Annotated in this window: 16 protein-coding genes and 1 pseudogene; 4 read left to right on the top strand and 13 right to left on the bottom strand. The window is 30.5% G+C overall.

Going from position 1 to position 21,642, the window contains the following annotated elements; translation table 11 throughout:
- The first annotated feature begins 23 nt into the window (after positions 1 to 23).
- Positions 24 to 977 carry a PorP/SprF family type IX secretion system membrane protein gene (locus tag ETU08_RS04915; RefSeq protein ID WP_146261906.1) on the top strand — a complete coding sequence of 318 codons (954 nt, stop codon included), beginning with the start codon at positions 24 to 26 and terminating at the stop codon, positions 975 to 977.
- Between the two features lie 379 nt (positions 978 to 1,356).
- On the opposite strand, the gene ETU08_RS04910 is transcribed toward ETU08_RS04915, so the two are convergent.
- A complete protein-coding gene (locus ETU08_RS04910; protein WP_146261905.1) occupies positions 1,357 to 5,949 on the bottom strand; it encodes a T9SS type B sorting domain-containing protein in 4,593 nt (1,530 codons plus the stop codon).
- 108 nt (positions 5,950 to 6,057) lie between these two features.
- Positions 6,058 to 7,584: a hypothetical protein gene (locus ETU08_RS04905; protein WP_146261904.1), complete on the bottom strand. Its 1,527-nt coding sequence runs from the start codon at positions 7,582 to 7,584 to the stop codon at positions 6,058 to 6,060.
- 197 nt (positions 7,585 to 7,781) lie between these two features.
- Between ETU08_RS04905 and ETU08_RS04900 the strand changes: the two genes are divergently transcribed.
- Complete coding sequence (locus ETU08_RS04900) at positions 7,782 to 8,285, top strand: thioredoxin family protein (protein WP_146261903.1); 504 nt, start codon at positions 7,782 to 7,784, stop codon at positions 8,283 to 8,285.
- On the opposite strand, the gene ETU08_RS04895 is transcribed toward ETU08_RS04900, so the two are convergent.
- The 9 genes and pseudogenes from ETU08_RS04895 to proS form a co-directional block, all read right to left on the bottom strand.
- On the bottom strand, positions 8,269 to 10,272 hold the full coding sequence (locus ETU08_RS04895; RefSeq protein ID WP_146261902.1) for a ComEC/Rec2 family competence protein: 2,004 nt from the start codon (positions 10,270 to 10,272) through the stop codon (positions 8,269 to 8,271). The genes ETU08_RS04900 and ETU08_RS04895 overlap by 17 nt on opposite strands.
- Positions 10,273 to 10,330: 58 nt before the next feature.
- A complete protein-coding gene (locus ETU08_RS04890) occupies positions 10,331 to 11,578 on the bottom strand; it encodes a 3-deoxy-D-manno-octulosonic acid transferase (RefSeq protein WP_146261901.1) in 1,248 nt (415 codons plus the stop codon).
- A gap of 62 nt (positions 11,579 to 11,640) precedes the next feature.
- A complete protein-coding gene (locus ETU08_RS04885; RefSeq protein WP_146261900.1) occupies positions 11,641 to 11,850 on the bottom strand; it encodes a hypothetical protein in 210 nt (69 codons plus the stop codon).
- Between the two features lie 18 nt (positions 11,851 to 11,868).
- Entirely contained in the window at positions 11,869 to 12,252 is a 384-nt protein-coding gene (locus tag ETU08_RS04880) for a hypothetical protein (protein ID WP_146261899.1), read from the bottom strand.
- A gap of 10 nt (positions 12,253 to 12,262) precedes the next feature.
- Complete coding sequence (locus ETU08_RS04875; RefSeq protein WP_146261898.1) at positions 12,263 to 13,087, bottom strand: glucosyltransferase domain-containing protein; 825 nt, start codon at positions 13,085 to 13,087, stop codon at positions 12,263 to 12,265.
- Positions 13,088 to 13,205: 118 nt separating this feature from the next.
- Positions 13,206 to 13,561: pseudogene (locus tag ETU08_RS04870) on the bottom strand (3-deoxy-D-manno-octulosonic acid transferase).
- Between the two features lie 164 nt (positions 13,562 to 13,725).
- The gene (locus ETU08_RS04860) at positions 13,726 to 13,968 is read right to left on the bottom strand and encodes a hypothetical protein (RefSeq protein ID WP_146261895.1); all 243 of its coding nucleotides are present in this window, start codon (positions 13,966 to 13,968) and stop codon (positions 13,726 to 13,728) included.
- Positions 13,969 to 13,982: 14 nt separating this feature from the next.
- Positions 13,983 to 14,654, bottom strand: coding sequence for an SRPBCC family protein (locus ETU08_RS04855; RefSeq protein WP_146261894.1), 672 nt, complete (start codon positions 14,652 to 14,654; stop codon positions 13,983 to 13,985).
- Between the two features lie 65 nt (positions 14,655 to 14,719).
- A complete protein-coding gene (gene proS, locus ETU08_RS04850) occupies positions 14,720 to 16,192 on the bottom strand; it encodes a proline--tRNA ligase (RefSeq protein ID WP_375762808.1) in 1,473 nt (490 codons plus the stop codon).
- Positions 16,193 to 16,378: 186 nt separating this feature from the next.
- Here proS and ETU08_RS04845 point away from each other — a divergent pair, with 186 nt between their 5' ends.
- Positions 16,379 to 17,563 carry a hypothetical protein gene (locus tag ETU08_RS04845; RefSeq protein ID WP_146261892.1) on the top strand — a complete coding sequence of 395 codons (1,185 nt, stop codon included), beginning with the start codon at positions 16,379 to 16,381 and terminating at the stop codon, positions 17,561 to 17,563.
- 34 nt (positions 17,564 to 17,597) lie between these two features.
- Positions 17,598 to 19,040, top strand: coding sequence for an OmpP1/FadL family transporter (locus ETU08_RS04840; protein WP_146261891.1), 1,443 nt, complete (start codon positions 17,598 to 17,600; stop codon positions 19,038 to 19,040).
- A 36-nt stretch (positions 19,041 to 19,076) separates the two neighbouring features.
- On the opposite strand, the gene mscL is transcribed toward ETU08_RS04840, so the two are convergent.
- Both mscL and ETU08_RS04830 read right to left on the bottom strand, forming a co-directional pair.
- Positions 19,077 to 19,472 carry a large conductance mechanosensitive channel protein MscL gene (mscL, locus tag ETU08_RS04835; RefSeq protein WP_146261890.1) on the bottom strand — a complete coding sequence of 132 codons (396 nt, stop codon included), beginning with the start codon at positions 19,470 to 19,472 and terminating at the stop codon, positions 19,077 to 19,079.
- Between the two features lie 2 nt (positions 19,473 to 19,474).
- Positions 19,475 to 21,598 carry a type IA DNA topoisomerase gene (locus ETU08_RS04830; RefSeq protein ID WP_146261889.1) on the bottom strand — a complete coding sequence of 708 codons (2,124 nt, stop codon included), beginning with the start codon at positions 21,596 to 21,598 and terminating at the stop codon, positions 19,475 to 19,477.
- Positions 21,599 to 21,642: the final 44 nt, after the last annotated feature.

Raw genomic sequence — 21,642 nt, 5'->3', positions numbered from 1 at the left:
CTTTATAAAGGATAAAATATTCTATGAAAAATTTTAAATTGTTATTATTGTTTAGTATATTTTTTTTAAATAAAAATTTTGCTCAGCAAAGTATTCCTTTTGACCAGCAATATCTGTTATCCGATAAAGTATTAATAAATCCATCTTATACAGGTTCTACAGACGACATTGTATTTAAAGCTACGTACCATCAACAATGGAATAACATAGAGTCCAGTCCAAATACACAAACGATAAGCCTACATTCAAATATTTTTGATCGTGTGGGTTTGGGAATATATTTATTTAGAGATGAGAACGGCCCGATGTCGCTAACAGGTTTTAACTTATCAAGTGCCTATCATATTCCTTTAGGCGATGAAGATCGCACCAAAAGTCAATTTTCATTTGGAGCTTCAGTAAGTATGTTTTCTCAATCTTTCGATTATTCAAGACTTCGTCCCGATGATCTATTTGATCCGTTAATATATAATAATAAAACAGTATTTCTTCCTTATCTTAATTTAGGTATGTCTGTTTATTATTCTGGTTTTTTTGCCGGGGTTTCTGTCTTGGATTTACCTTTGGGTCAAAATAAGCCAGTGGTAAACTCTATAGAGCCTTCGCCTTCGTGGTATTATCTTAATTTAGGGTATGATTGGCAATTACCTTCCAATCTATTTATTGAGCCATCAATGATGTTTACACTTAATACAAATGCTGAAAAAATGATAGATTTTAATCTTCGAGCTAAATATCAGAGTGAGGTTAATTTATTTGCAGTAGGTGTAAGCTATAGAATTGCGAATGACTCTAAAATTAATGGACCTTTATCTTTGACTCCATTTTTTCAAGCGGAATTAAATAAACTTAATTTTTCTTTCGGTTATAACTTTGGGTTGACGGATATTTACAAAGAAGGAGGAGATGGTTTATTGGTGGGGTTAGGTTATAATTTAGATAACTTTATAAATTCCAGAGGTTTTAGATATAGATAATTATGGTATTAAGCTATTAAGCTATATTATAGTTATTTAAATGGCTTCTTATTCGCTTATAAATCATTTGTATTTTTTTGATATTTATATTTCTAAAAAATAATGGCTTAATAAAAATTTTAAGTATAAATATAAATTATATAATTTATGTTTAGCATATGTGAATTTTTTAATCTTAAAGACTTTTTTTACCAAAGAATTTTTAAAATTAATTATTGAAAAATTAATTGTTTTGTAAGTTCATCATTGAATAATTATATATACTAAGGTTAAAGGCTTTAGTTTTCATTAATTTTTACTTTTATTAATATAATTTAAATAACTAGAAAAACAAAAGGCAAGGTTATAACCTTGCCTTTTGTTTTTAATTTATCGAGATTTATTTATAAGTATCGATATCATCATAATTTCGCAGTAAAATCCATCCCGTAAATTTTCTTCCATCTGCAATAGTGATAATGTACCAGTAAGAAGCAGTTGGTAAAACTCTGCCTAAATATTTTCCATCCCATAAGAAATAAGTATTGGAGGATTCTTCAAATACAATTTTACCATAGCGATTAAAAATTTTTATATGGGAATATTCCCCATTAAACATGCTTAATCCACCAAGTCTCCAAACATCATTGTGTCTATCTCCATTGGGAGTAATTACATTAGGTATTCCAAATATTATTCCTTTGGAAGATATTGAATTACACCCATTAGCTTTTGAGCGGACATAAACGGTGTATATACCTTCGGATAAGTTAGAGAAAGTATTGTCATCCTGCCAATGAATCTGATCCAAAGAATATTCTAAAGGTGCAGGGCCTTGGGCAATTACTGTAATATAATCCTTGCCCTGTTTCAATTCCATAATAACAGGTTCTCTTAAAAGTTTAATTTCTATGCTAAAGGTAGAAGGGCATGCGATGCCATAGTTTAGGTTTTTACTAACTTTTAGCGTGTAAATACCTGTTTCTGATATATCTAGATATCTTTGATTGCTAATTACTTTACCGTTAAAGGACCATTCCCAGAAATCATAATCTCCTCCATCTAAAGTACCCTTACCCCTAGGACAAATAAAATATTCAGCAGGTAGTGGATTGGTGGAATAATACGTTTTTAATTTTATTTTAGCTAAAGAAGGACATCTAGTATGGCTTGCCGGATATTCTTCTACTCTAACATAAACATAATCTTCAATGGCTTTTTTATTGATATAGGAGGTGAAATTTAAAATTGGATTTTGATTATTTTGAGCATCTTCTAAAGTAGAGAAATAAGAAAAGGAAATGTCTGAATCCTCGGATATTTCCTCAGAAACTAAAGTTAAATCAAAAGAAGAAAATCCGTCGTTATCTTCATCACAACCAACTAATTCCACTTCTTTATTTATTAGATTTATTTTTGGATTAGTATTTAGTATTAAAGTTCCCGTAGTTACGCATGAAGTGTTTTTTTCAATAACACGAATGGCTAATTTTTTAGGGAATTGTGAAAAAGGAACAATATATAATCTATTCTTATCAATGGCATGGTTACCGAGCTCAGCATCGGTGGAATTTTCATAGAAGCCGATGTCATAGTTCTCATGATTAGAAAGGATTAAATGTTCCAATTCAGTTAATGGAACTTCATAGATTTCATCTAAATTGTCATCACAAAAAATATAGTTTACGGACTTAATTTTTGGTGCTTCAAGCTTGTTGATGGTTATCTCTTGTAACTGGTAGCATTGTGTTGTTTTACTTTTGAACTTAACCCAGATTTTTGTAATACCTATAGGAAGTTTATAATTGGCAATTTCTGAGGATGGGATGGAGATATCTCCTGTCGCATTTTCTTTACTGGTATGAAAACTTATCTCTAAATCTGTTTGTATGGCTAAGTCTAATCCAGATAGAAGACCTTTAGTTTCATCATTTAAATTGATAGTATTTTCAGTTTTTCCGTCGGATTGAAATTCGCAAATGGTAATCTCAGGAATATTGGTAATCTTTATGTATGGATAAGTACGAAGTTTAATCTTAGCAATTTGGTCGCAATAATTACCTTTCAGGTCTTTAATTCGTACATAGATATAATCAATGGTATATATACCTTCTTTATCATTAGTTACTCGACTAGTATAAGTTAAAGGATTATTTATCGGAACAGCTTGGTTGTCTCTAGCCTCATCTTCAGATAAATAATAACTGAATTGAGCATCAGTAAGATCTGTTAAGTTATTTTTTGCCAAAGTAAGATTAAAAATACTATTTCCATATCCTACCTTATCACATTCTGTCAGTTCAACAACTTCTTTCTTTAAATTCACTTTCGGATTCATATTAAACATGATTGAAACTAAAGAGAAGCATCCGGTTTCTTTGTTGTCTATTCTCACCCATAATTGATAAAAATAGGGATCTCCGGGAGTGTCGGGGGCTGTTAATTCAGACTCGGTAAGAGTAAAGTTTTTATGGTTTACTTTGTTTTGTTTATTTTCAGCATCCGTTAATGATATATAGAAACTAAAGTCATATACTTTGTCCATTACACTTTCCAGTTCTCCCGTAATTATTTGGGATCTAAATTGTTTGTAATCATTTAAATCTTCAATAAGGAACTTTCCATCTAATTTTCCATCTGTATCGTCACACAAGTAAGGGAAAATTACTTGTGCTTTAGGGGTTGGATTGATTACTACATCCAGCCTTTTTATAATAAAACATCCAGTGGTAGAGTGGGTAAACTTTATGTAGAAAGCATCTTTGTCAGAAACAGTAATTCCATTATCAATTAAACTTTGAGAAATAGTACTTGTTAAATTATTTCCAGCTTCTTGTAAAGTATAATGATAAGTAATGGTATATAAAGCTATGTTTTTTGGGTTAATTACCATATCTTTTGCTAAATCCTTCAAATCGATAATTTGCGTTTTAACATCAGCGCAGAAATTTATAAACTTGTTCTGAAATTTATTTTCCATTGAAGGATATGCTTTTAAGGTAAATGGACTTATAGTGTAACAATTGGTTTTTTTGTTTGTAACCTTTACCCATAAAGTAATTGGAAATGAAGAAATGGTTGCGATGCCAGATGTTCCAACAGGTTGATCAAAGTACTCATCGTACGAGAATGAGAATGAATAATCATTTTCAGTGCCTTCAGTAATAAAATCTAAATTGAATTGATTTAAATTAATTTTTTCAAGTGTTGTATTATTGCTGTTCTTAGAAGCGTTATCACAAACCCAAAATTCTTTATTGGTTTGGATAACGGGGGGAGGAATAAGTTCAAAATTTAGTTTAAATAATCTACGGCAACCGGTTTGAGAATCAGTAATTACTAAATATAAATAAGTAGTTGGAGTTGCTTGTATGAAAGTTGCGATCTCGTTTTTATTTTCATTAGCATCTTTTTCATTAAGATAGAATTGTAAATCCAATGTTTCTTTTTTTAAAAAGTTATTGGCTTGTATTAAATAATTTTTGGCTTGTATTAAATAATTTTTTATATCTATAATCTTAATGTTCTCAATGTTAGGTTCTTCATAATCGCAAATGGATATTGTATTACTACTCAAGTCCTCTATTTTTATTGGAATTACAGGCAAAGGAATAATTTTAAAACATCCAGTAGTAAGGTCTTCTACACGAATAAATATCGTGGTTTCTTCTTTTACTTGGTAAAGAGGAGGTTGGTTTAGATTTCCGTATGTTCCAATGTAATATTCTGAATTTTCATCTCCTTTTTCCGCTGCATATTCATCAGAATAAAAAATTATCCTAGTATTTTCTGCTATTTCACTCAGTACCAAACTCAGGTCGGTTTTTTTGTCCGTGTCATCATAGCAAACATTTAAAAGATTGATAATTTTAGGCAAGGCAACAGCCGTAGTAAAGGTGAAGTTTAATGTTATTTTATATGCGCAACCGTTGTTTTTTCTTACACTTAAACTTATGGTAGAAGGGCTAGATTTCATTTCAAATTCTTTAGGATCTTCTACATTTAAATAAACAATTTCAAAAATATCTTTTGAAGTACCGTTAAACAGTTTTTTTACATCATCTTCGTAAAGTTTGAGGTTTATTTTTTCATAATTATCCCCCCCAAAATCACAAATGGTATAATCTAAATTAACAGTATCCATCTTCTCAAGTTTTAAATTAATTTCGTAGTTGTAGGAACATCTATCGTAATTCATTAAAACATAAACTTTTACGTATTTGTTAGAATACAATTGAATGGTTGTAATAGGAAGATCTTGATTGTTAAATGGATCTTTAAGGTAATTCTCTATATCTTCAATAGACTTAAAGTATAATAATTTATAATTGGTATTTTTATATAGTTCGTTAAATTCTTTGTCAAGAGAGATTATAACTTCCTTAGAGTCTGCATTTTCATAATTACATACATTAAAGTAATCTTGTTTGAATTTAAGTTTACTGGTAAGTAGAACTGTAAACGTATTCCGGGTAATAATCCCCGTCTCTTTTATTTTATATCGAACAATAAAAGTTTTTTGATAGGACGGTGGTGTATACTCAATGGTGTAAGGGTTTTCAACAGGTTTGTTATTCGTATCTGTAATATCTAAAATTTCAATATCGTCTAAAGTAAGTCCTTTAGGGAGTTTATATACAAAGTAGTTCCTTATTAAATCTATTTCATGAGTACCCTCTGGAACATCACATAGTATCGGTCCTCCTCCGCCTCCTGCTAATTCTCCTCCCCCAGGTTTGCCATCACAATCTCCGTCTGCTCTAAAATGAATTGTAGTTGTGCCTTCGCAAGAGGTAGCAGGATCCGTAATTTTTACAAACACAATACCATCTAGTGTAATCTTAGCACTCTTAGGGTTTTTTATTTCGTAACTGCTATTATAAATAGGAGAAGTATAATATTTAACAATGTTATTTGTATGATTCCCATCGGAATTTATATATAATTCCTGCTCAAATTGAGTAAGATCTATTTCTATTTCTTGGCCTTCCAAAAGAAAACAAACTAGTTTTTCAAGATTGTCAACCAATCGCAAGCTAGAGGATAAATTCAGGTTTACTGAAAATATATTTGAACAATTGGAGTCGTTAAAGCTTTTGTTTCAAACCCTTATATATAAAGTTGTTGATGAAGAAAGTGGGTATTTGCTAAGATTTACAATTTCATTCTTATTTGAGGCTGCATCTGATTGGTTATTAAAAAATTTTATATTCATCGTGGAACTAGAAAAACCACTTAGCTGATGGGCAACATCTGAAATAAGATTGATGTAAAGGGGGGAATTAGAGCTGGTATTACAAAAATTAAAGGTTTTATTGTCCTGTATTTTTGGTTTTCTATTTATGCGTAGTTTAATTGTTGAAGTGGTATAGCAGAGCTTTTCTTTTATTACACGTACATAAACGGTGGTGTTATCAGAATTATACTGGAAATGTTTAGGATCAGCAATTAAATATTTTTCCTCTGCATTTTCAGCCCCAGATAATGAAGTGTAATAGACGAACTTCAGATCGTCCCTGCTATTTATAGATTTTTGAAATTTGGTTAAATCCACTTCAGCCGTTTCACCTTCGTTTAGACATGGAATTGCAGTCTGGTCCATCTCCACGTTATTTGCGGTTGGAAAGTCCGGTAGAAACTTAACTTCAATTTCGGATTCTTTAGTAACTGTAGTACATAAGCTATAAGTAACAACAACTTTATATTTTGTATCTACGCTGGGATTAACAACCAACGTAGGATTCGAACCAATTAATTTATTATAACTGTCGTACCACTTAACAGATATGCTTGAACTGCCTGAAGGTAAGAATCTCCAAGCTTCGTTTTTTGCTTCCCATTCTCCTGTATTTCTTCCTGGGGCAGCAATACCGTTAGATCCAGTAGCATTGGTAATACCGATTAAAGCTTTCCGCTCTTTACTTGTAGTGCTGTTTAAATCTTTATTCTTTACATAAATAACAATAACATTTGTAGTTTCATAAAGAACAATTTGTGAAGTAGACTTTTTGTTTGAACTAAATTGTGGAATTTCATTGTAATTGATAATAAATTTTCGATAAGGTGCTGTACCCTCCACGTATATTTTTACCAAATCTTTACTAGCCTTATTTTCATCCACTAGTTGCATGTCATGATAAGCTCCAAAAATGGAAGCAATAGGAAGACTAGAATTTGGAATGCTTCCACTAATCGTGTAAGGATTTTCTTCATTGGCATACAAAGTATTAAAACTAACTACCCCATTGTCACTAATTACAATGCTGGAATATTCTTTTCCGTAGAAACAAAATTTAAAAGGCAATGGTATTTTGGAGCTAAAAGCATCATCTCTGATGCCATCTTTTCTTTCAATATGAATTAAAGATCCAGCACCAAAATCTACTACAGGATTATACTCTATTGAAGCTACAGTGTAGTCATTGGTGACTCGTATATCGCTATAGTTTGCAGTTAATTTAATTCTGTTGGGTTGGTCGTTGTAAAAGTTATAAGCACAGTCAATGTTTATGATTTCAGAAATACCATTATGATCATTTATGGTAACATTGGGTACAATAACTTCTTGAGCGAATAGACTTTTAAGGCTAAAAAGTAATGAAAGTAAGAAAGTAAAAAAAAATCTCATTATGGCAATATTAGTTTTAATTTTGTTATAATATTATTTAAAAAAAATAAAATAAATATAATAATTAAATTATTAAAGTAAAAAATATAAATTTTATACGAACCAAAAATAATAATTTAAAATTAATTAAATGAGATTAATTTTTACTTTTGTAGAAGTAAGTTATATTAGTGTAAAAATTAAATCCAACTTTTAAAATGAAGTTTATTTCAGTAATAATTATAAGTATATTCTCATTAAATTTTTTGATAAGCCAAGAAAATCATTTAATCAATTGGATGAATATTGAAAATGCAGATAGTTTACAGCAAAAGGGCGATAAACGTTTAATGTTGATAGATGTTTATGCGGATTGGTGCGGACCTTGCAAGTTGATGGATAGAAATACATTTAACAATCAGTCCGTGGCAGAATACGTAAATGAAAATTTTATACCTGTAAAGCTTAACGCAGAATCCAAAGACGATATAAAATTTAAAGGAAAATATTATTCTTGGGTTACCGACGGTAGAGTGGGAGTGCAGTCTTTGGCTTATAGTCTTTTGAACGGAGAATTAAGATATCCATCCATAGCCTTAGTAGACGACAAAGGTCAAACATTAACGGTAGTTACAGGATATTTTCCAGCTCAAGACTTTTTGGAAGCTCTAAAGGATTTAAAAAGTCAAATTGATGAATATTATGCTAAGGAAGGGAAGTAATGTAAGCCCCTTGTTTGCTAGTAATCCATACATTTTCTTTGGAAGGGACTCCTAAATCATTACTTTTTGTAGCTTGAGAATCTGAGATAATTATTGAATGAGAATTTGACTTTTTTATGGACGGTTCAAAAGAAGATACAATAATTGTTGTTTTATTTGTATTTAGTGCTGATAGTTGTTTATAGTTTAAAGCTTTAATGATTTTACCTTCCCAAAAATAATCTCTATCTAAATAAAAATTTCTATATTCAGTATTCGAAATTCTTTCACCAGCCTCGTAAGGAATAAGAATATGCTTTTGTATATCAGCAAGGTTTAGAGTTGAATCTTTTAAAATTAAAAGTTGATTTCCGTTTCTTAAACCCACCAAAGTTTTAGTGTGATGAAAAACGATCACTTGCTTTTTATAATCGTTTTTAATTTTTAAGCTTAATCTAGTAATTTGAAAAGCTATTAAACTTAATAAAAAAGGAAAAAAGTATTTGAGTTTATAAGGACTTTTAAATATATACCGAATACTTACACAGCTGAAAGTTAAAAATAATGCTTCCACTAGTCCCAAAGGAATATTTTTATACATAAAAGTATTTTGTGAAGAAATCCATGAGGTTGAATTTACCAGTAATTTTATTAGAAAATCATAAATAAATGCAGAGTAGGAATGAAAATCATTAGGCAGATAAAGAAATAAAAGTTCAACAATTGAAGCATAAGTAATGATAAATGAATACGGAATTATGATAAAATTGAATGGTATGGATAGTAAGGAGAATTGATGAAAATAGAAGATTACCCATGGCAAAGTACCCAATTGTGCCGCAAGGGTTACAGACAATGGATTTATAATCCATTGATTGAATCCTTTGTAATTGGTTTTTAGTATTAAAGATAGAGGTTTAGCAAGCCAACATAAGAAAAATACAGCGCAGTAGCTCAATTGAAAACCAATGGAATAGACTTCATAAGGGTTTATTAATAAAATGACAATGGCAGAAAGAGCAATGCTGTGATAAATATTTGAAATTCTTTTTAATAATTCAAAAATATAAAACAAGCTTATCATTAAACAGGCTCTAAATACCGAAGATGAAAGACCTACCAATATTGCGAATAACCAAACAAAGAAAAGAGAAATTATAATTACTAAAGTTCTCCTTTTTCTCCCTAAGCATAAATGAAAAACAGAGAAAATTATACTAAATATAAAAGCAATATGCATTCCCGAAATGGCTATTAAATGCATAATTCCAGATTGGGAATAAGCCTCTAAGGTATTCTTATCCATTTCAAAACGATCACCGAGTAGATAAGCTTTTAAAAATTCCTTAGATCCTTTAGAAAGATTGGAATGATTTATTTTTTCAACAACTCTCTGATTAAGATTTTTTATTTTATATAGAATGGATTGATGAGGGGTTATCGACAGAATTTTTTTCACATCAGCCATTTGCAAAATGTATTGTTGTTGCAAGTATTGGGAATAATTAAATTGATGTGGATTTAAAGGTTTGATTGGGTCTTTCAATTCTACAAGTAAATCATATTGGTTCCCTAAGGTTAAAACAGAATTAAATTTTTCTTTATCTACTAAAAGTAACACATCTCCACAAGTGGAATAAAATTTGTCCTTGTTGGCAATTTGGTTCACCTCTGCAACATATTTTCTGCTTTTAGAATTGGAATTGCCTTGTTCTTTAACTGTGACAGAAATGAACTGTATAGCATTATCCTCTTTAAAATAAATATAATGATGCAGAGGTAAAAATGAGTTTATTTTAACTAAAGTAGTTCCAAGGACAGTCCAAAAAATAAATAAAAGTATTGAGAAAGTAATTCTAAGTTTTATGTTCTTTCTAATAAAGAATAAAGTAGTGAAAAGAATCCCTAATATGGAGATTAAAAAATAGAAATTAAATAATAAAAAATCTCCTAAAAAAATTCCTATAATTAAAAATAATAAATAAAAGATATACGGGTTTTTATCCATAAAAAATCCTATATTTTTTAACCCTATAAAAATAGAGATAAAAAATATATAAGAAAATTTATAATTGATTGTCTAAATAATCTACTATAATTTGGGTGGAATTAGGTTTATTCAATATATAATTTTGAGCTTTACCTCCCAAAGAATTTCTATAATCGGGGTCTAAAACTAAAGAACTAATAATTGAATTAAACTCTAATTGATTTTTGATAACTATTCCTCCGTTTGAGTTAGACAACTCTTCTGCTTCTATAAATTTATCATAGATCGGTCCAAAAATTACGGGTTGATTATAAACCGCAGGTTCTAAAACATTGTGGACACCTTCTTTTCCGAACCCTCCTCCAACATAAGAAATATCTCCATAAGAATATACTGAATTTAAAATGCCAATGGTGTCCAGAATGAGAACTGAAAAATCACTTAGATTAAGTTCCGGGTTAATCTCCGAATAGAATAAAACTTTACAATTAAACTTATATTTTAAATCATTAAAGTACTCTTTATTCATATTATGAGGAGCAATTACAAACTTAAGCTTTTTATTAGTATTTGAATTGATGTAATTTATAAACAATTCATCGTCTTTTTTCCATGTACTACCAGCAATAACCAATGTGTTATTTTGTTTGAATTGAGCTAGCCAAGGCAAATCATGTTTTAAATTTAACAACATCTTTACCCTATCAAATCTAGTATCTCCAGCTACAGTAGCTTGAGATATATGTATAGAGTTTAATAGTCTCAAAGATTTATCGTTTTGAACAAAAAAATGGTTTATATTTTTAAGAATGGAAACCATCCATTTACCATTAGGTTTAAAGTAAATTTGATTTTCACGGAAAATTGAAGAAATAAAAATAGTCTGAATTTTATTCTTCGAAAGTTCATTCAATAAATGAAACCAAAAATCATATTTTACAAAAATAGCACAGGAAGGATGCAATGCCTTAATCAATTCTTTAGCATTAAGAGAAGTATCTAAAGGAAGATAAAAGATAACATCGGCCCAAGATTTATCTTTTACCACTTCGTATCCCGAAGGGGAAAAAAAACTTGCAGCAAATTTATAATTAGGATATCTATCTTTTAATGCGTTAAGTACAGGGAGTCCTTGCTCATACTCACCTAAAGAAGAAGCATGCATCCAAATAACTTTATCATTTTTAGAGATTTTGCTTTGTATGTAATTAAAAACATTCTTTCTTCCCTGTATCCATAATTTTGCTTTAGGATGAAAAAGTGATGCTAATTTCATTCCCATGCCAAGTAGTTGGATTCCTAGGTTATAAAAAGTTGAATTCATTAAGAACAAACTTAATTAAAAAAGAATATATTGAAAAAATATAACTCTTTTTATTATAAAGTTTAATCTTCTTCTTTATTGAAATCTATAATTATGTTTGATTGGTCTTCTCTAATGTAATAAAAGTTAGTTTTAGTTGTAATAGGGATTGTTTTTTTTCTTTTTATGAGTTCCTTGTACTGTTTCTGTTCAAAAATTCCTAAAAATTTAGGATTAGTTGAATATGTTTTTTTTAATAATAAAATACCTCCCCAGTACCAATCATTACTCATATATCTGGGAATGAGTACTTAAATTATAGGGAAATTATTAATAGGAATTTCTATTTCAGGTGCCCATGGTTCAACTCCATAAAAAGCGATATTTTTATTATTGTGATGAATATCAATTTTTTCATATATATCTTTGATGAGAAATTCTTCAAATTTATTTTGATTCTTTAAAGAATTAGCATATACAGCCATTAAAGGAAGAGATATGATGATGAATGTAATACTAATATATTTACATAATTTTTCGGAATAAAAATTAATTAATATTAATAGAGGATAAATAAAAAAAGGAAATCCTATTAAAGTTCTAGGGGTAAACCAAGCATCTTTTTGTATAATTAATATTGAAATTATAATCAAAGGTATGAATGATGATGCAATTAAAATTATTATTTTTAACAACCATTTTTTTTTACATAAAAATATTTTCACTATCGAAATAGAAAATAAAATAAAGGTTAGTGAAAAAATGATTTTTTAATGGTAGATTGAAAGCTTTTTTAATCAATCTAAAAGAATTTTTTGTATTATTTTTTAATAAAATAAAGGTATCTGGGGAAGAAAATATAGTTGAATCTCTATTTTTATAATCAATATTTAAAAATAAAATAGTAGCCTTAAATAATAAAAAAGATAATATACAAGAAATTAAAGTAAATTTTAGTAAATATATAATTTCTTTTATTTCGGTTTTGTTTATAGAATAAGAAATAATTAAACAAAATGTAATCAACCCATAAATAACTATAGAGGCTTGGTAGGTAAATAAACAAATTATCAAACCTAATGTAGATGTAATTATAAATTTTTTATAGTTATTAATAAAAAGAAAAGGTATAATTACTGAAATTATAGAAACAGACATAGGGAGAGAATCCCATTTATAACTTATATTTTCAAGCATGAAAGGGCTAGTTAATAAGAGTAATCCGCTAAATTTTATTTTTTGATTTTTTTCAATTTTTAGTATTTCAGAAATAAAGAACCCTCCTAAAGCTAGGATCAGGGATGCTAAAATATTGGAGTAAGGGAAAAGATCAATGGATTTCTCTCCAAAGGATATTAACTGTATAACTTTAGTAGATAATATTCTCCCATCATGATCCCATCCAAATCCCCAAAGACTTCTTGCTAAATCATCAATATAATAGTAGTTCTCCAATGCTAAAAGTAAGGGGAATATGTATATTAGAGAAAATAATGTATAAAATTTTATGGATTTATCACTTAAGTTCATTCATGTATCTTTTTAAAAGTTAACAGGTGTAAAAATACATATTTATATTAAAATAATATAAATTACTCATTTAAGTCTGAATATGTTAATTTAAATGATATATGATGCACTATAAGGATTATCCAGTTTTTATTAAAAAAGTTAAAAAAGTATAAATGATGTAAGTATATAAACTATAAGAAATAAAAATGGTCTGGATTTTATTCTTTGAAAGTTCATTCAATAAGTGAAACCAAAAATCATATTTTACAAAAATAGCACAGGAAGGATGCAATGCCTTAATCAATTCTTTGGCATTAAGAGAAGTATCTAAAGGAAGATAAAAGACAATATCTGCCCAAGATTTATCTTTTACCACTTCGTAACCCGAAGGGGAAAAAAACTTACGGCAAATTTATAATTAGGACATCTATATTTTAATGCGTTAAGCACAGGGAGTCCTTGCTCATATTTTCCTAAAGAAGAAGCATGCATCCAAATAACTTTATCATTTTTAGAGATTTTGCTTTGTATGTTAGTAAAAACATTCTTTCTTCCCTGTATCCATAATTTTGCTTTAGGATGAAAGAGGGATGCTAATTTCATTCCCATGCCAAGCAGTTGGATTCATATATAAGCAAACTTAACTAAAAATAATATTATATTTTTTCACTTTGATCTTTAATATGGTTAAGTACCCGCAAATGTATTTTGTGAATGATGAAATCTGACCACCATTTCCAATAGAATTCAGGTTTTACATTTACTTCATACCAAGTAGTTCCTGTTAATTGAGTTTCTTTTTGATTTATAGGTGATAATTTAAATTCTCCTTTTTTTGATAAAAAATATCCATTCAAATGCGGAGGTTGTATATCCCAAAAAGGATTTAATTCATTCATAGGGGTGGGTTGCTCTAAAACACTAAATTGTAATAATGTAGGAGCCCCCAATGGGTTATAGGTTCAACAAAACTACCGGTTGTAAAATTGCAATAACGGATAGCGTTTTCTCCCGTACCTACAATGTTGGCATGTGTTGGATATGCAATACCCGTTTTAAAAATAAATTCTTTAGGAGTAGGAATTGAATCAAACTCAATCACATTTTGCCATACAGTTTCTATAGGTGCTTGAATGACAACACTTGTTGAAACAGGAATAAGTGTAACATTTTTATTTAAAGAATCAAAACTTAAGAATAAAACAGATGAGAAGAAAATTACTATTCCTATAGACTTGTTTTGGAATTTGTATTTATATATTATTTTAGCAATATAAGTACCTATAGCAGTTAATAAAGCTAATATAGGAAATGCCATCACTATACAGATCAATCCTTCATATGCAAAAATAAGCAGGAAGAGTAAAGATATAATCAAGTTATAAATGGATAAACGATAAACATTAATTGAATTATTCTTTTGTTTTAAAACAATCCAAGAAGGTAAAAAGCCGAGTAAACTAGGTAAAAATAAAAATATGGTTAGGGCATAGCTATCTATATATTCAATTGAAAAATAGCCTAAGGCATAACAAATTAAAATTGTAAATAAGCTGATAGGGATCGCTTTAAAATATTTTTTCATAAGTAGTTTGTTTAGTTTATACAAACACTTTTTTATTAAAAAAGTGTTTGTAATATTTTTGATAATTAATACGCAATAGCAAATAAAACTCTTTTTTTAGAAGGGTTTCCGGAATAAATACAAATACCCTCTTCTTCAGGAGCATTTAAAGGAATACAACGAATGGTAGCTTTTGTTTCAGCCTTAATTTTCTCCTCAACTTCCATAGAACCATCCCAATGAGCAGAGATAAATCCACCTTTCTCTTTAAGCGCTGTTTTGAATTCTTCGTAGCTATCAACCTTAGTAATTAAGGAATCCCTATGGTTTCTAGCCTTTAAGTAAAGATTTTCTTGAATTTGGTTTAATAGATTTTTAAGATGATCTACGAGTCCTTCAATGGGATGTGAATGTTTTTCTAATGTATCTCTTCTAGCAATTTCTACCTGTTTATTTTCAAGGTCTTTCGGTCCAATAGCTATTCTAACTGGAACACCCTTTAATTCATATTCATTAAATTTCCATCCTGGTTTATATTCAGTTCTATCATCAAATTTTACGCTTATACCTAATTGATTTAATTGTTTCTTTAAATCATTGGCCAGATTAGAGATTTCTTCTAGTTGTTCTTCGGTTCTATGTATAGGAACAATAACTATTTGAATAGGAGCTATGTTCGGAGGAAGTACCAGCCCATGATCATCGGAATGAGTCATAATTAAAGCACCAATTAAACGGGTGGAAACCCCCCAAGAAGTAGCCCATACAAGTTCTTGTTTCCCTTCTTTGGATTGGTATTTTACATCAAAAGCTTTGGCGAAATTTTGTCCTAAGAAGTGAGAAGTTCCAGCCTGAAGGGCTTTACCGTCTTGCATCATCGCTTCAATAGTATAAGTGTCTTCTGCCCCGGCAAAACGCTCCGCCGGAGATTTAGTTCCTTTAATTACAGGGACCCCCATAAAATTCTCAACAAAATCTGCATACACCCCTTGCATTTTTTTAGCCTCTTCAACAGCTTCCTCTTTAGTTGCATGAGCCGTATGCCCCTCTTGCCATAAAAATTCAGAAGTACGTAAAAATAAACGAGTTCTCATTTCCCATCGAACAACATTGGCCCATTGATTAATAAGAATGGGAAGATCTCGGTGGGACTTTACCCAGTTTTTATATGTATTCCAAATAATAGTTTCAGAAGTAGGACGAACAATAAGTTCTTCTTCCAATTTAGCATCAGGGTCAACGATAACTCCACTACCATCTGGGGCATTTTTTAGTCTATAATGAGTAACTACGGCACACTCTTTCGCAAAACCTTCTACATGGTCTGCCTCTTTAGATAAATAAGATTTAGGTATGAATAGAGGGAAGTAAGCATTTTCGTGACCGGTATCTTTAAACATTTGGTCCAGTTGTTTTTGCATTTTTTCCCAAATAGCAAACCCGTAAGGTTTAATCACCATACAGCCTTTAACCCCCGAGTTTTCTGCCAGATCTGCTTTGATTACCAATTCATTGTACCATTTACTGTAATCATCCTCTCTGGATGTAAGTGTCGCCATAATTATTTTAAATTTTAAACTTTATAATACTTAAATTGTCATACTAAAAATGATATTGTGTCGTTTTTATAGTAGCATGTAAAAAAAGGCTTACTTGGTATGACTTTTGTCTCTTCTTTAAGCAAAATATATGAATTATTATTTAATTACAAAGGTAAAATTTATAAAATTATTAAAAAAAATATCATGAAGATTGTTAAAAATAATATTATGCGGCTTGGAATGTTAGTAAGTGTTACCACTTTATTATCCGGAGTTTTAACTTCATGTTACGTTGGTCAAACCTCTTATGCCGGGGAGGATGGTGTTTACTATAATCCTAATAAAGTCCAAAAAAAACAAAGAACAAATAATGTTTCTCAGTCTTATAGTTATGTGTATAATGATGATGGATCTAAAGATACAGAACAATCCCATGTTCGTATAGGGAAAAAATACATAGATACTACACCCAATGCTAGCGATTTGCTTTACGAGGATTCAAATTCCAATACGAATTCAAATACATCCGCATACAATGGGTTGAATAATGAAAATGGATGGGGAGATGATGGAGGCACAGTAGTTAATAATTATTATTACGGAGGATATAGCCCATTTTATAGCTCGTACTGGGGAAATCCTTATTGGGGATGGAACAGTTATGGCGGATGGAACAGTAGTTTTTCCATTGGTTTTGGTTGGGGTTGGTCCAATTGGGGATGGGGCAATTCCTATTGGGGAAGCCCATATTGGGGTAGTAGTTATTGGGGCTACCCTTACGGAGGATGGTATTACAGACCTTATTCCAATTATTGGGGAGGAAGACCCTATTATGGATCTACATGGAACCGTCCTGGAGGATACTACAATTATCCCAATTATGGACCAAGATCTGCGTACACTTCTGGAAGAAGTAGCTCAAGTACAAACTTAGGTAGATCTTACACAGTATCAAGAAGCCAACAAATAAGAGATATCCAAAGACAGTCTGTAAGAAGTAATACGATGTCCAGCGGTCGAACAGGAACAATTTCTGGATCAAGAAGCGGAGTGGTATCAGGGACTAGAGGAAGCGTGATAGGGAATTCAAATTCAAGAGTGCCTAACAATACAGGAGCAAATTCATCAGGTAGAGTAAGGGGATATACAGGAGGAACAATTAACAATGGAACGCGAAGCTCAACAGGCACTATCAATAGGGGTTCTAGAAGTAGTTCTATTGGAAATTCAGGTAGGAGCTATGGAGTAGGTTCACGTTCATCATCTCCATCTTATTCTTCGCCAAGTGCAGGAAGTAGAGGTAGTTTTGGTAGCGGCTCTATGGGAGGAAGTAGAGGCGGTTCCATAGGTGGCGGAGCAAGAAGCGGATCTGTAGGAAGTAGAAGATAGATAATGGGTTTTATTTTTTAAATAATATGAAATAATGAATAAAAAAAAGTTAATATGTGGATTGGGTTTGTTAGCCATATTCCAAATAGGAAAAGCACAGACTACACAATTTTATCCAAATGATGTTTCAGACCTTTTAAATTTATATGGAGATAATTCAAGCTCTAGTGGAACCGCTAGGAGTATAGGTATGGGTGGTTCAATGGGGGCTTTGGGTGGAGACATAAGTGCTGTTGAAACCAACCCGGCTGGATTAGGGATTTTCAGAAACTCTGAAGCTAGTTTAACCATGAGTGTTTCGTCTCATAAAAATAAGGCATCCATGGGAAGCGCTTCTAATTCGACCACAAATACTAATTTTAATATTCCCGGAGTTGGTTTTGTGCTAGCTCTAGGTCAAGAATCACAACCCTTACGTGTAAACTTGGGCGTTAACTATTCTTATCAAAGATTAGATAATGATGTTTATTTTGGTAAAAATAAAAATTTATCCTATCTGTATCCAGGAGCAAATGGAGAAATGCAAACCTACAGCATGGAGAACTATGATATATATACAAACGGATATAAATCTAAAATGAAATTTAGTTTAGGAACTAATTACATGGATAGGTTTTACTTTGGGGTGGGCTTGGATTGGCAATATTTAAATGTTGACAGAAATTCTACCTATGCGCAAAGAAGTTCTGTTGACGGTGAATACATGCCATTTAATGAACAACTAACTCCTTACAACCAAGAAGCGAATGGTTTTGGTTTAAGTGTAGGGGTTATAGGTAAGGTTACTCCTGAAATAAGATTGGGTATAGCTTATCACTCACCTGTTTGGTGGTCGAATATAAATGATTATCGATGGATTTATAATTTCGATGAATCCAATAATGTTATAGGTAATTATGTTTATTATGATAGAAATAAAAATACCACTGCTGGAAAATTGGTCTTGAGTGGTGCATATGCTTCCAATATAATTAACGATGATAATTCCTTGGCATTTAATGTTGATTTTTTAAATTATTTTAATAATAATATGAATTTTGGTGGTGGAGATATAGATTATAGATTGAATAATAATTTTATTAATCTTTACACAAAAAATTCTCAAGAATATAGAGCCGGTTTAGAATATAGATATAAAGAACTTAAATTGAGAGCAGGGTACTCTTATATGACTTCTCCGGTTAAAGACAAAACTATAGCTGGATCTTTTGATTTAAATTCTGATCCTGTATATGTGAAAAACTATTTAGCAGGGGCTAAAAATAAATTCTCATTGGGGGTAGGATATGATATGGGACCATTCTTTGCAGATTTCGCATATCAATATATAAAATCGGATTATTACACCTCTTTGTCTGGAGACTTTTTTAATCCTTCGCAAAATACAAATGTTAATTTTAGTTTAGAGAATCCAATTTTAGGAAAGGTTCAAAATACTCAAAACAATTTTGTATTAACCTTAGGAATGAGGTTTTAAAAAAAATAAATTATAATAAAAAAGCTAAGCCTAGGCTTAGCTTTTTTTATTTTTTAATAAATCACGAATTTCAGTTAACAACTCTTCTTGTGAAGGTTTAGTAGGAGTAGGCTCAATCTTTTTATCATCTTCATCTTTTCTCATTTTATTTACTCCTTTGATTATTAAAAATAAACAGAAGGCAATAATTATAAAGGAAAGGCTTATAGATAAAAAATTTCCATATTTAACAGTAGTTCCAGGAATTACCAATTGAGAAAGGTTGTCTAATCTTGCAGCTTTCAAAGCCGGATCAAGAATTAAAGGAGTTATTATATCTTCAACCAATGAATTTACAATTTTATTAAAAGCACCTCCTATAATTACCCCAATGGCAAGATCAATAACACTACCTCTAAGTGCAAACTCTTTAAATTCTTTAAAAAATCCCATAATTATTCAATTTTTAGATTTTCATTTCCAAATATAATTCTAAAATTATCGTCTAAGCAAAGGATATCCTCAAAAAAATTATTCTCAGTTGGGGATTTAAAGCCTTTAATTTTAGAAGTTTTTCCCTTGGTAACTAAATCATTCAGTTGTTTATAGGTTAACTTTTTACCATAAATTACAAAGGGAATTTTAAAATTGCAATTTTTAAAATCTGAACAACCGAAGGCTGATTTACCCGCTATTAATGTATTGGATTTACATTTTGGACAAAGCAATTTATCATTCATTACGGTCTTTTTATTTTGGGGAAGAGAGTTATTTTTTTCGCGTTTATAAGTTGAAACTGATTCTGTTGATATTTTTTTATAATTACTGGCTTTTACTTCATTTGTAATTTCCTTAACCATGAGAATTAATTCTTCTTTAAAAATGTCTAATTTATATTCACCTTTTTCAATTAAACGAAGTTTCTTTTCCCATACCCCGGTTAATTCAGCACTTTTTAAAAGCTCATTTTGAATCGTATCAATTAAACTTATGCCAGCTAAAGAAGCGTAGATATTCTTTTTTTTCTTTTCAATATAATTTCTTTTCAATAAAGTTTCAATAATATTGGCACGAGTAGATGGACGTCCGATGCCATTGTCCTTTAATAATTCTCGCATTTCCTCATCGTCCACTTGTTTGCCAGCAGTTTCCATAGCTCTTAATAAACTAGCCTCTGTATAAGGTTTAGGGGGGGTGGTTTTACCCTGATGTATAAAGGGTTCATGACTTCCAGTTTCTCCTTTTATAAAAATAGGCAAGATTTTCTCCCCATTTCCATTATTATCTTTTCTCTCATTCTTATAAAGTTCCCTCCATCCAAGTTCTAAAATCTGTTTGCCAGATGTTTTAAAGGGTACTTCACCCACTTTTGCGGTAACTAAAGTATTAGATATTTTACATTCTGGATAAAATGCAGCAATAAATCTTCTGGCAATTAAATCATAAATTTTATTTTCATCCGAAGAGAGATTTGTAGGAGATATATGGGTAGGAATTATAGCATGGTGGTCGGTAACCTTTGTATCGTCAAAAACATTTTTAGATTTTGGTAACGGATTATTCAGTAAACTGTTGATGAAATTTTCATAGGGTTTTAAATTGGAAAGAATATTTGTAATTTTTGGATATAAATCTTCGGACAAATAGGTTGTATCAACTCTGGGATAAGTAATATATTTCTCCTCGTATAAGCTTTGCGCAAGTTTTAATGTATTTTCTGCAGAGAATCCATACTTTTTATTAGCTTCCACTTGTAAAGAGGTTAAATCAAACAATCTAGGGTTTTTTTCTCTTCCCTCCTTAATCTCAAAAGAAAGAATAATTAAAGGGTATTTTTTTAAATATTCTAAACCTTTATTGGCTTTATCTTGAGATTTCAAACGGTCTATATCGGCGTTAAATTCTGTATCCTTATAAATAGTTTTTAATTCCCAATACTCCTCGACCACAAAAGAATCAATTTCTTTTTGTCGTTGTACAATCATGGCTAGAGTGGGAGTTTGAACTCTTCCAATGGATAGTAAAGTTTTATTTACTCCAAATTTTTTTGTAAACAGGCGAGTAGCATTTATTCCCAGTAACCAGTCCCCAATCGCTCTAGCACTTCCAGCTGCATATAAATTTTCATAGGAAGAGGAATCTTTAAGATTCTGAAAACCCTCTTGAATGGATTGCTCTGTAAGAGATGAAATCCATAACCGTTTTATTGGTGCTTTGCATTTGGCTTTTAATAAAACCCAGCGCTGAATAAGTTCTCCTTCTTGGCCAGCGTCCCCACAGTTAATCACCTCATCGGACTTTGCAACTAAGGTTTCAATGATTTTAAACTGTTTTTCAATCCCTCGGTTAGCGATTAGTTTAATTCCGAAACTAGAGGGAATGATAGGTAAGTCCTCTAAATTCCAATATTTATAATTAGGATTGTAATCGTGAGGTTCTTTCAGTGTACATAAATGTCCGAATGTCCAAGTGACTTGGTAGCCATTCCCTTCAAAATATCCATCTTTTCTATGTATAGCACCAAGTATTTTAGCTATATCTTTAGCAACACTTGGTTTTTCTGCAATGCAAACAATCATGTTAGTGCAAAAATGCAATAATTTCAGTAAATTTTAAAATTGAA

The sequence above is a fragment of the Apibacter muscae genome (genome assembly GCF_007845635.1).
GTDB classification, from domain to species: Bacteria; Bacteroidota; Bacteroidia; order Flavobacteriales; family Weeksellaceae; genus Apibacter; species Apibacter muscae.
Note: the sequence above shows the minus strand (reverse complement) of the source record. Positions and strands in the feature narration are given on the sequence as shown.

Coding starts and splice junctions, on each gene's coding strand:
- ETU08_RS04915 (WP_146261906.1), top strand. CDS start 24: ATGAAAAATTTTAAATTGTTATTATTGTTTAGTATATTTTTTTTAAAT.
- ETU08_RS04905 (WP_146261904.1), bottom strand. CDS start 7,584: ATGAGATTTTTTTTTACTTTCTTACTTTCATTACTTTTTAGCCTTAAA.
- ETU08_RS04900 (WP_146261903.1), top strand. CDS start 7,782: ATGAAGTTTATTTCAGTAATAATTATAAGTATATTCTCATTAAATTTT.
- ETU08_RS04895 (WP_146261902.1), bottom strand. CDS start 10,272: ATGGATAAAAACCCGTATATCTTTTATTTATTATTTTTAATTATAGGA.
- ETU08_RS04890 (WP_146261901.1), bottom strand. CDS start 11,578: ATGAATTCAACTTTTTATAACCTAGGAATCCAACTACTTGGCATGGGA.
- ETU08_RS04885 (WP_146261900.1), bottom strand. CDS start 11,850: ATGAGTAATGATTGGTACTGGGGAGGTATTTTATTATTAAAAAAAACA.
- ETU08_RS04875 (WP_146261898.1), bottom strand. CDS start 13,087: ATGAACTTAAGTGATAAATCCATAAAATTTTATACATTATTTTCTCTA.
- ETU08_RS04860 (WP_146261895.1), bottom strand. CDS start 13,968: ATGAATGAATTAAATCCTTTTTGGGATATACAACCTCCGCATTTGAAT.
- ETU08_RS04855 (WP_146261894.1), bottom strand. CDS start 14,654: ATGAAAAAATATTTTAAAGCGATCCCTATCAGCTTATTTACAATTTTA.
- proS (WP_375762808.1), bottom strand. CDS start 16,192: ATGGCGACACTTACATCCAGAGAGGATGATTACAGTAAATGGTACAAT.
- ETU08_RS04845 (WP_146261892.1), top strand. CDS start 16,379: ATGAAGATTGTTAAAAATAATATTATGCGGCTTGGAATGTTAGTAAGT.
- ETU08_RS04840 (WP_146261891.1), top strand. CDS start 17,598: ATGAATAAAAAAAAGTTAATATGTGGATTGGGTTTGTTAGCCATATTC.
- mscL (WP_146261890.1), bottom strand. CDS start 19,472: ATGGGATTTTTTAAAGAATTTAAAGAGTTTGCACTTAGAGGTAGTGTT.
- ETU08_RS04830 (WP_146261889.1), bottom strand. CDS start 21,598: ATGATTGTTTGCATTGCAGAAAAACCAAGTGTTGCTAAAGATATAGCT.